The following is a 10,907-nucleotide window of genomic DNA, read 5'->3' as shown; positions in this document are numbered from 1 at the left end:
GTGGCGCCTCGGGGTCCGCCGGCAACTACGTTTCGATACGCCCACCGCGTGTCCCCGATTGCGCTTTTCGTTCGCTCAGCCCATGACCTCTCCCCACCTTCCTGCCCCGGCATGCACCGCCGGCCATTCGCGCTACGTGCAGCGCATTCGCCGCCGGTATGCCGAGCAACTGCCTGGCTTGGCGCCAGGCGCCCCGCGGCGCGACGCCATGGCGCAAACACTGGCCACCCTGCAGGCCCAGGGGCTGGACACGGGCAGCGCGCTGCGCGTGTTGCGCCAGCTGGTCATGGAACGCCTGGCCACGCTGGACTGCGAACAGGGCGCGCCGTTGGAGGTGGTCACCCTGGGCATGACCGAGCTGGGCGAGCTGGCGCTGGACGTGGCCTGCACCCAGGCGCAGCAGGAGCTTGAAGCGCGCCATGGGCAGCCACTGGGCGACCAGACCGGCCAGCCGGCCCAGCTGTGGATCGTGGGCATGGGCAAGTTCGGCGCGCGCGAGCTGAACGTCTCGAGCGACATCGACCTCATCTACCTCTACGACGACGAAGGCCAGACCACGGGCACCGCCGATGGCCGCGGCCGCATCTCGAACCAGGAATTCTTCAGCCGCGTCGTCAAGCGCATCTACCAGCTCATCGGCGACGTGACCGAGCACGGTTTCGTGTTCCGCGTCGACCTGGCGCTGCGCCCCAATGGCAACTCCGGCCCCAGCGTCTGCTCGCTCGATTCGCTGGAACACTACCTGCTGCAACACGGCCGCGAGTGGGAACGCTTCGCCTGGCTGAAAAGCCGCGTGGTGGCGCCGCGCAGCAGCGTCACCAGCGGCTCGGCCCAGGCCTTGCGCGGCGTGGTGCTGCCGTTCGTGTTCCGGCGCTACCTCGACTACGCGGTGTTCGAATCCCTGCGCGACCTGCACCGCCAGATCCGCGACCAGGCCAACCGGCGCAGCGCGGCGCGCCCCGAGCGGGCCAACGACGTGAAGCTGGGGCGCGGCGGCATCCGCGAGATCGAGTTCACCGTGCAGCTGCTGCAGGTGGTGCGTGGCGGCCATTTCCCCGAGCTGCGCACGCGCCCCACCCTGGCCGCGCTGCAACGCGTGGCCAAGGCCGGGTTGATGCCGCAGGACACGGCCAATCAGCTGGCCCAGGCCTACGACTTCCTGCGCCGGGTGGAGCACCGCATCCAATACCTGGACGACCAGCAGACGCACGCGCTGCCCACGCGCGACGACGACCTGGCCTGGATCGCCGGCACCCTGGGCTTTGCCGACACGGCCGGCTTTCTGCGCGCGCTGGACGCCCACCGCGACGTGGTCGCGCACGAGTTCGGCACCCTGCTGGGCCAGGCCGACGTGCCCGAACCGGAAGACGGCGCGTCGCTGGACACCCTGATCGAGGACATGCCCGCCAGCCTGCAGGCGCAGCTGCAGCAGTGGGAAGACAGCCCGCGCGTGCAAAGCCTGAGCGACGAGGGGCGCCGGCGCCTGCACCAGCTCATGCAGCGCTCGCTGCAGTGGTTGTCGGACGGCGACACCGACGAGGCCGCCGTGCTGCGCATGATGAACTGGCTGGAGCCGCTGCTGCGCCGTGAAAGCTACCTGGCCCTGCTGCTGGAGCGGCCCGCCGTGCACGAGCGCCTGCTGCGCCTGCTGGGCGCCGCCAAGTGGCCGGCCCGCTACCTGATTCAGCACCCCGGCGTCATCGACGAGCTGGCTTCGCCGAACCTGCTGCACGAGCGTTTTTCGGGCGCGCAGTTCGAACGCGATGTCGAAGCCAGGCGGACCTCTCTGGCCATCACGGGTGAAGACGACGACGAGACCTTGCTCAACCTGCTGCGCCGCGCTCAACACGCCGAGCAGTTCCGCACCCTGACGCGCGATGTCGAAGGCCTGCTCAGCGTCGAGCAGGTGGCCGACGACCTCTCGGCCCTGGCCGACGCCGTGCTGCGCATCACCTCGCGCTGGTGCTGGCAACGCTTCGCCAAGCGCCACCGCGAACTGCCCCAGTTCGGCATCGTGGGCTACGGCAAGCTGGGCGGCAAAGAGCTGGGCTATGGCTCGGACCTGGACATCGTGTTCGTCTACGACGACGACGCGCCCGAGGCGCCCGAGGTCTACGCCGCCTACGTGCGCCGGCTCATCAACTGGCTGACGGTCAAAACCGCCGAAGGCGACCTGTACGAAATCGACACGGCCCTGCGGCCCAACGGCAACTCCGGTTTGCTGGTGACCAGCTTCGACGCGTTTGCGCTCTACCAAACCCAGCGCGGCAGCAACACGGCCTGGACCTGGGAGCACCAGGCCATGACGCGCGCACGCTGGGTGCTGGATGGCTGGCAACTGGGCTTTGGCGAGGCCGACGACACGCCGCACCCGCTGTCCACCGAACGTTTCGAGGCCGTGCGCCGCGCCGTCATCACCGCGCCCCGCGACCTCGACGCCCTGCAGCGCGAGATCCTCGACATGCGCGAACGCGTGCGCAGCGCCCACCCGGTGCGCGGCGGCCAGTTCGACTTCAAGCACAGCCCTGGCGGCATGGTGGACGTGGAGTTCGCCGTGCAGTACCTGGTGCTGGCCCATTCTGCTGTGCACCCCGAGCTTCAGCCCAACCTCGGCAACATCCACCTGCTGCGCCTGGCCGAACAGGCGGGCCTGCTGCCGCCCGGCGTGGGCCAGCAGTCGGGCGACGCCTACCGCAACCTGCGCCGGCTGCAACACAAGGCCCGCCTGGACGAAACCAGCACGGCGGTGGAGGCCAGCCGGGTGGCCCGCGAACACGCCGCCGTGCTCGTCCTGTGGCAGGCGGTCTTCGGCACCAACGACCTGGCCCGCGCATGAGCGCTGCGTGCCCCGACGGCCCGCCAGGCTCGCGCGCCTGGCCGCACAGCTGCCTGATGCTGGCGCTGCTGAGCGCAGCCGCCATGGCCCTGGTGCCCGCGCCCGAACGCGGCACGCTGGGTTGGCAGTGGGGCCAGGCACTGCAACAGCCCTGGTCGCTGTGGACGGCCGCGCTGTTCGACGCCTCGAAAAGCCAGTGGTGCGCCAACCTGGCGCTGCTCATGCTGCTGGCCGTTTGCGGCGCCGGCCTGGGCGCCCAGCGACGCGATGCGCTGTGCCTGTGGCTGGCCTGGCCGCTGGCCACCCAGGGCCTGCGCTGGTGGCCCGAGCTGAACGGGCTGGTGGGCCTCTCCGGCGTGACCCATGCGGCGGGCGCCATCCTCATCGTGCGGGCGCTGGACCGGCACCGCGGCGTGGCGCTGATCGCCCTGCTCGCGCTGGCGCTGAAACTGGGCATCGAGCACGGCTGGGCCACGCCCCGGCTCTTCAGCCCGAGCTGGGACAGCAGCGTGCTGTACGCCCTGCACCTGAGCGGCGCGCTGACCGGCCTGGCCCTGGCTTTGCTGGTACGCGGGGGCTGGCGCCGCGCGGCCCGGTCGCCCTGACGAATGCTTACAGCCACGGCAGAGCGGCCCCGCTACATTGGGCTGCACGGCCGGGTTGCGCCCGGCTTGGTTTCGATTTGTAAGCCCCCTTGAACTTACCGCGCACAGTCGCAACTAACCCAAGACTTACGGTTGAGAAGCCAGGGATTCGTCCCGTGAACGCTTCGGAGCACTCATCCTCCTCCCTCCCTCCTCCTTGGCTCCGAGGTGCTTCCAACCGCTTTTATTCCCAGGGGCTGAATGCCAGGCATTCAGCCCCTTTTTGCTGCGCGCCTCACGCATGCCAGGCTCGTGGCCGCCTGCGCCACCGCCCCCACAGTCACCTGGGCGCCAAAAAACCGCTCCGTGCGGCCCGCCATTGGGATTGACCCGATACGCCGGCATGGGCCTTCATGCGCCAATGCGGGCGGCACCGTTGCGGTCTGACGGACACATTCCATCTTGAGGAGACTTTGCATGACGCTTCAACGGCGTTTGTTCTGCCAATCGGCAGCCCTGGGGTTGGCTGGCGCCGCCTTGCCCTCGGCGTTTGCCGCGGCCGACCCCTTCCCCAGCAAACCGATTCGCATCGTCGTGCCTTACCCGGCCGGCGGTTTGACCGACACCGTGGCCCGCCATGCGGCCAACGGCGCCTCGCCCATCCTCAAACAGCCCGTCGTGGTGGAAAACCGGCCCGGCGTGGGCGGCAACCTGGGTGCCGAGCTGGTCGCCAAGTCGCCCGCCGATGGCTACAACGTCGCCGTGATGCTGAGCGGCAGCCTCGCCACGGGCGCCGCGCTCTACAGCAAGCTGAAGTACGACCCGGGCAAGGACCTGAAGTGCGTCACCGAGCTGTACCTGTCCAATGCCGTGCTGGCGGTCAGCAGCGACCTGCCGATCAACAACGCCACCGAGCTGGTCGCCTATGCCAAGGCCAACCCCGGCAAGCTCAGCATCGGCAGCTGGGGCCCGGGCTCGGCGGGCCACGTGACCCAGCACCTGCTGGAAACGCGCTATGGCGCCAAGGTGCTGCACGTGCCCTACAAGGGCGAGTCGCAAATCGTCACCGACCTGATCGGCGGCCAAGTCAGCATGGCCCTGCTGTCGGCCATGATCGTGCAGCCGCAGGTCAAGAGCGGCAAGCTGCGCCCCATCGCCATCATGGGCTCGACGCGTTCGGCCGCCTTCCCCGACCTGCCCACGCTGGCCGAGCAGGGCCTGAAGCAGGAGTACTGGAGCATGAACGGCCCCACTGCCGTGTTCGCGCCCCAGGCCACGCCGGTCGAGATCCTGCAGGTGCTCAACGCCGCCTTTGCACAGGCCGCCCAGGCCCCCAAGATGCAGGCCTTCGCCAAGGAAGTCGCCATCAACCTGGCCGGCAACCCCATGGACCAGGCCCAGGCGCACTTCGAGAAGTACTTCGAGGTGATCAAGCGCAGCTCCAAGGAAACCGGCGTGGTGCTCGACTGAGTCCCCACACGCCCATCCAAAAAGCGCCCCGCGGGGCGCTTTTTTAGGGCGCTTCAGGCCACCCGGGTCAGGTCACGCCGCAGCACTTCTTGAACTTCTTGCCGCTGCCGCAGCTGCAGGGGTCGTTGCGGCCCGGCAGCGGCTGTTCGTGCCGCACCGTCGCCACGCGCGGGCCCACGCGCTTCCACACGGCGCGCAGGTCGTACACGGCCCAGATGCCCAGTGCATACGCATCCAGGCGCGACTGGCTGACGCTGGGCGGGCCGTCCTCGCTGCTGGCCGACAAGGTGGGCTCCTCCTCGTCGTCCTCGGTCAGGACCACGATGTCCCCCAGCGCGCCGTCCACCACCTCGGCCATCTCGCGGTCGCGCGGCGGCTGCCATTCCTCGGGCCAGTTCTCGACCGCGAACATGAACCCCAGCGCCCAGACCTGCGCGAACGACGGCAGGTCATCGCCGTCGAACTGGCGGCGCTCGTCTTCCGGCAAGGCGGCGATGTTGCCGCGCACGTCCAGCACCTCGGGTGTGAAGGCGCGGTCGTCTTCCAGGCTTTCAACCTCGATGTCCAGGGCCTGGCGCACCTCGTCGCTGCGCTGCTGCCACAGGCGCATGAAGGTGGCTTGCTGCGCCGCATCGGCCCAGCTCGCCTGTTCGCCGGTTTCTTCGTCGGGCGCTTCGCCCATGGACAGCAGCACGGGCAGCCATTCGGCTTCGGGAATCGCGCGCCGGCAGCACACCAGCGCGGTCAGGAAGCCATCGCAGAACTCCCATTGCGGGGTCTGTTCGTAGCGCGTGCGCAGCTCGTCAAGGATGGCGTCCAGCTGGTCAAAATCGTCCAGCTGCATGGGCGCCAAGGCTGCGTCGTCGTGGGGGGTGGTGTTCATGGCGCGAGAGCATAGCGCCTGCCCACGCGACGTGTCGGCCGCGACCCGGCAAGCGTGGCGCCGAGCGCCCGCCTTCAAGGCAGGTGCAGGGCAGGCACCCCGGCGAGCGGCACGCACCGCTCACCCCTCCATGCACGGAGTATTTGCCGATTCTCGTTCATCAACGAACGGCAACCACTCCATACTGCCACACTCAGTACACAGCCGCCTTGATCGGCACCGCCTCACCCTGGAAGGCCTGCGCCAGCGCGCTGGTCTGGCGCGCGAGCAATCCGGTGTCCGTGCCCACCGCGACGAACTGGGCCCCCAACGACAGGTAATGGCGGGCCTGCGCGATGTCGGAGGTCAAGATGCCGGGCGCCTTGCCGGCGGCACGCACGCGGCGGATGGCGTCGTCGATGATGGCCTGGACCTCGGCGTGGTTGGGTTGGCCGGGGTAGCCCATGGAGGCCGACAGGTCGGCCGGACCGATGAACACCCCGTCCACGCCCGGTGTGCGGGCGATGGCGTCCAGGTTGGCGATGGCCTCGCGCGTTTCGGCCTGCACCAGCAGGCAGACCTCGTCGTTGGCTTCGCTCACGTACTGGGTGCGGCGCCCCCAGCGCGAGGCCCGCGCGCCGGCCATGCCGCGCACACCGCCCAGGCCGTCAGCCTGCGGGTAACGCATGGCGCGCACCAGCTCGGCCGCGTGTTCGGGGGTGTCGACCATGGGCACCAACAGGGTCTGCACACCGGTGTCCAGAAACTGCTTGATGATCCAGGTCTCGCCCACCGGCACCCGTGCCACGGCGTTGACGCCCGGATACCCGGCGATGATCTGCGCCTGACGCGCAATCTCGGCCACGCCGTTGGGCGCGTGTTCGCCGTCGATCAGCAGCCAGTCGAATCCGGCACCGGCACAAATCTCGGTGCACAGGCCCGGGCCCAGGCCGAGCCAGAAACCAATCTGGGATTCGCCACGCGCCAGCGCGGCCTTGAAGGGATTACTCACGTCACGACTCCATCATGCACAGCATGGCCGCGATCTTCGCAGGCCCGCGCCGGCCGCCGCGTCGCCCGCGCGCAGCGGTCGCCGAGCAGCGCCTGCTGCGCCAGCCGATGGCGGCCGCATCCCGGCCATCGCAAACCAACGCCAGTCGTGCCGAGAAGATGTGTCCTCCTTCGCACGCGATGCGGCGCGGCGCCCGTCCTGGCGGCAGCCGGGGGTGCACGTGAGCCTGATGCGGGTCGGCAAGCACAAGCCCGAACAGGACTCGAACCGGGTGGGGCATCGCGTCACGGCACCACTCATGCGCACAGTATGCAGCGCCGCTCGATGAAACATCATCGCAACAAAGTCCATACTCCACGAACCAAGGTCGACGGTGCTGCCAGAGGTTCTGGCGCGCGCCTCGGCGCGGCCCAAGAGCTGCGGTGGCCCGAGGGGTCAGGGCCGCTCAAGCCCCTGGCATCCCGATGCGGATGACGTCTGGCCGGTGAGGTTCGGCTCAGGCCTTGGGCGCGTCGCGCAACTCGCGGCGCAGCACCTTGCCCACGTTGGTCTTGGGCAACTCGTTGCGGAACTCGATGATGCGGGGCCGCTTGTAGCCGGTGAGCTTGTCCTGGAGGAAGTCCCGCACCTCGCCTTCGGTGAGCGCGGGGTTGCTGCGCACGATGACGACTTTCACGATTTCGCCGCTGTGCTCGTCCGGCACGCCCACGGCGCCCACCTCGAGCACGCCGGGGCACGAGGCCACCACCTCCTCGATCTCGTTCGGGTAGACGTTGAACCCGCTGACCAGGATCATGTCTTTCTTGCGATCGACGATGCGCACATAGCCGCGCTCGTCCATGATGCCGACGTCGCCGGTCTTGAAGTAGCCGTCCGGCGTCATGACCTTGGCCGTTTCCTCCGGCTTTTGCCAGTACCCGGCCATCACCTGCGGGCCCTTCACGGCGATCTCGCCCGGCTGCCCCTGGGCCACGACCTGGCCCGCGTCGTCCAGCAGCACGACGTCGGTGTCGGGCATGGGCAGGCCGATGGTGCCGGTGTAGGCCTTGCTGTCGGTCGGGTTGCAGCTGACCACGGGCGAGGTCTCCGACAGGCCATACCCCTCGCAGATCGCACAGCCGGTCTTCTCGAGCCACAGCTTGGCCACGGGCGCCTGCACCGCCATGCCGCCGCCCACCGAGAGCTTGAGGTTGGACCAGTTCACCGACGCAAAGTCGGCGTGGTGCGCCATGGCGTTGAACAAGGTGTTCACGGCCGGGAAGACGTGGAAGGTCTCGCTGCTGAGCGTCTTCAGCGTGTCGGGCAGGTCCTTGGGGTTGACGATCAGGATGTTGCGCCCGCCCGCGTACAGCCCGACCATGAAATTGCTGGTGAACGCGAAGATGTGGTAGAGCGGCAGCGCGCACACCATGGTGATCTGCTCGTCGGGCTTGAACTGCTGCAGCACGGGCTGGTACCAGGCGTGAGCCTGCAGGCAGTTGGCCACCAGGTTGCGGTGCAGCAGCGTGGCGCCCTTGGGCACGCCCGTGGTGCCCCCGGTGTACTGCAGCACGGCAACGTCGTCGAGGCCCAACTGTGGCGCGGTGAACGGGGCGCGCGCGCCGGCCGCGAGGGCGTCCTTGTAGCGCACGGCGGACGGCAGGCTGAACGCCGGCACCATCTTCTTGACGTTGCGCACGACGAAGTTGACCAGGCTGCCCTTGAGCCAGCCCAGCTCGTCGCCGATGGACACCAGCACGGTGTGCTTGACCTGCGTGTGCGCGATGCACTGCTGCAGGGTGCTCGCGAAGTTCTCGATGATGACGATGGCCTGCGCGCCCGAATCCTTGAGCTGGTGCTCCAGCTCGCGCGCCGTGTAAAGCGGGTTCACGTTCACCAGCACCAGCCCCGCGCGCAGGATGGCCGCCGCCGCCACCGCATACTGGGGCACGTTGGGCATCATCACGGCCACGCGATCGCCCTTCTTCAGCCCAGGCTCTGCAGGTAGGCCGCCATGGCGCGACTGGCCGCATCCACGCGGGCAAAGCTCACGTCCACGCCCATGAAGCGATAGGCCGTGCGCGACGCGAACTGGCTCAGGCGCTCGTCGATCATGTGCACCAGGCTGGTGTAGGCCGACAGGTCGATGTGCTTGGGAACGGAGGCCGGATAGTGGGCCTCCCAAATGCGATCGCTCATGGTGTTGGGTGCTGGATTGATACTGCGGTGCATTATGTAAGCCCAGGTGCCCGGCGCCGCGAGGTCTTTCCCTGAGCATCGTGAGGTGATACCCACGGGCTCAGGCCGGCATGGACCTTGCCATCGGGTATCGGCAATGCGTCAAGCCAACACGCGGCTGTGGCACACGCGAGTCCCGCACCGCCGCCCTGCCCCGCGTGCACCCCACCGATGGCTCGTCATGCCCCTTTGGGTTTTCAGACCCATCGGTCAGGAGTATGGCCCCACCCTCGTTACGAAATTAACGACAACCACCTCATACTGCCATCAACAGAGCAATGCCCTGCAGATCAAGGCATGGCGTGGAGCCGCAGCCGCGCAGCGACTGCCGGCGATCAGCCGCGGTCCTGCAGCACCGGCCGGGGCGCGCGCTCCGGCTCGGCTTCGCGCGCCGGCTGGCGCAACGGTGGCAACGGTCGGGTGGTTTCGGCCTGGGTGCTGTCGGGGATGTCGCCGTCCTCGACGGGCACACCGCCCGGCCCCTCGGGTTGAGGCAGCGGAAACGGCGGGATGTTCAGGCGGCCGTCGATCATGCCGGTGCTAGTGCGCACGGCCTGGGCCAGCTCGCGCGACCACTTCACCGCGGGCCAGCCGGCCTGCAGGAACTCGTTGCTGCTGCGCGTCTGGGGCTCCAACAGGCGCGCGTCGGCCAACACATGGGTGGCGACGTACATGCCGGCCTTGTTGGCGAACTGGTGGCTGACCCAGGTCGCCTCGTACGGCAGCGGGATCTGGTGGGCCTTGAGCCAGGCATCCACGTTGGGCTCGCGCGTGGCCAGCCAGTCGCTCGCCTCGGCACGCCGCTTCAGCCGCAGGCAATCCACGCGCTCGGGGCTGCCGCGCGCCGCGTCGTCCACACGCACGCCTGCCTCCTGCGCACAGGCCTGGCCCCACTGGGTGACCTGCGCCGCGTTGTTGTTGACGTTGGCCAGCACCAGCACCACGGCCTGCACCTCGCCTTGGCTGCCGCGCAGGCCCACGGCACGCGACTGCAGGGCAATGGCCGGCTCACCCTGACCCGCTGCAGGCAGCCATTCCTGCCCGCCGCCCAGGTCCACCCAGTCGCCAGCCGGCAGCCCCAGGCTCACCCGCCCCACCGTGGGCGCGCCCGGGACCATGGGGCTGGCGCAGCCCCACAGCCCCAGGCACACCACCCCCAGCAAGCCCGCCCACGCCAGGCGCCCGGGCCGGGCGGACGAGGTTGGGCGCGTGGAGCGACAGGGGGTCTGGGCGAATCGAAAGGGCTGCATGACATCTCCTGGGCGACTCCGCTCGGGTTGCGGATCGCCGATGCTGGGCATTGTCGCCCAAGGCAACGCAGCACCCGAGCGCCGAGGGGATGTCTCGGCCTGAAGCGGTGTCCCGCCGTGCTCAGCCCCCAATGGCCTGGCCTGCGCTTGCCCAGATAATCCCGGCCATGAACACGCGTTGGATGCCCCATGTGACCGTCGCGGCCATCGCCGTCCACCAAGGCCGCTTTCTGGTGGTGGAAGAAGAAACCGAGGCCGGCCTCAAGCTCAACATGCCCGCCGGCCACCTCGAACCCGGTGAGTCGCTGCAGCAGGCCGTGGTGCGCGAGGTGCTCGAAGAGACCGCGCGCCCCTTCACCCCCGAAGCCCTGGTCGGCATCTACCTGGCCAGCTCGCCCGACAAGGACGGCACGCCGACCAGCTGGCTGCGCTTTGCCTTCTGCGGCCGCGTGGGCGATGCCGACCCGACGCGGGCGCTGGACACCGGCATCGTGCGCACGCTGTGGCTCACGGCCGACGAACTGGCCGCCAGCGCGGACCGCCACCGCAGCCCCATGGTGATGGCCGGCGTGCGGGATTACCTGGCGGGCCGGCGCCACGCGCTGGACGTGCTCTGCACCGACGCCTCGGCCTTGATCGCGCCCGCCCGTCCTCTTGCCCCCCGGTGAGGCCGTGA

The 10,907-nt window shown here is 69.1% G+C and carries 7 protein-coding genes and 1 pseudogene; 4 read left to right on the top strand and 4 right to left on the bottom strand.

What is annotated here, in order from left to right; all coding sequences use genetic code 11:
* The first annotated feature begins 82 nt into the window (after positions 1–82).
* The 3 genes from glnE to CCO03_RS02615 all read left to right on the top strand — a co-directional run bounded on the left by glnE (position 83) and on the right by CCO03_RS02615 (position 4,890).
* On the top strand, positions 83–2,836 hold the full coding sequence (gene glnE, locus CCO03_RS02625) for a bifunctional [glutamate--ammonia ligase]-adenylyl-L-tyrosine phosphorylase/[glutamate--ammonia-ligase] adenylyltransferase (protein ID WP_087276884.1): 2,754 nt from the start codon (positions 83–85) through the stop codon (positions 2,834–2,836).
* Positions 2,833–3,441 carry a hypothetical protein gene (locus CCO03_RS02620; RefSeq protein WP_087276881.1) on the top strand — a complete coding sequence of 203 codons (609 nt, stop codon included), beginning with the start codon at positions 2,833–2,835 and terminating at the stop codon, positions 3,439–3,441. Before glnE ends, CCO03_RS02620 begins: the two co-directional genes overlap by 4 nt.
* Before the next feature lie 456 nt (positions 3,442–3,897).
* A complete protein-coding gene (locus CCO03_RS02615) occupies positions 3,898–4,890 on the top strand; it encodes a Bug family tripartite tricarboxylate transporter substrate binding protein (RefSeq protein ID WP_087276878.1) in 993 nt (330 codons plus the stop codon).
* Between the two features lie 67 nt (positions 4,891–4,957).
* On the opposite strand, the gene CCO03_RS02610 is transcribed toward CCO03_RS02615, so the two are convergent.
* The 4 genes and pseudogenes from CCO03_RS02610 to CCO03_RS02595 all read right to left on the bottom strand — a co-directional run bounded on the left by CCO03_RS02610 (position 4,958) and on the right by CCO03_RS02595 (position 10,231).
* On the bottom strand, positions 4,958–5,773 hold the full coding sequence (locus CCO03_RS02610) for a UPF0149 family protein (RefSeq protein WP_087276875.1): 816 nt from the start codon (positions 5,771–5,773) through the stop codon (positions 4,958–4,960).
* 193 nt (positions 5,774–5,966) lie between these two features.
* A complete protein-coding gene (locus CCO03_RS02605) occupies positions 5,967–6,764 on the bottom strand; it encodes an aldolase/citrate lyase family protein (RefSeq protein ID WP_087276872.1) in 798 nt (265 codons plus the stop codon).
* Between the two features lie 496 nt (positions 6,765–7,260).
* Positions 7,261–8,942 (bottom strand): annotated as a pseudogene (locus CCO03_RS02600) (long-chain-fatty-acid--CoA ligase).
* A 374-nt stretch (positions 8,943–9,316) separates the two neighbouring features.
* On the bottom strand, positions 9,317–10,231 hold the full coding sequence (locus CCO03_RS02595; protein WP_157667455.1) for a hypothetical protein: 915 nt from the start codon (positions 10,229–10,231) through the stop codon (positions 9,317–9,319).
* Positions 10,232–10,398: 167 nt separating this feature from the next.
* On the opposite strand from CCO03_RS02595, the gene CCO03_RS02590 reads away from it, so the two are divergent.
* On the top strand, positions 10,399–10,899 hold the full coding sequence (locus CCO03_RS02590; protein WP_087276866.1) for an NUDIX hydrolase: 501 nt from the start codon (positions 10,399–10,401) through the stop codon (positions 10,897–10,899).
* Positions 10,900–10,907: the final 8 nt, after the last annotated feature.

The organism is Comamonas serinivorans, from assembly GCF_002158865.1.
Taxonomy (GTDB): domain Bacteria; phylum Pseudomonadota; class Gammaproteobacteria; order Burkholderiales; family Burkholderiaceae_C; genus Comamonas_E; species Comamonas_E serinivorans.
This window is presented reverse-complemented; position numbering and strand designations above follow the sequence as displayed.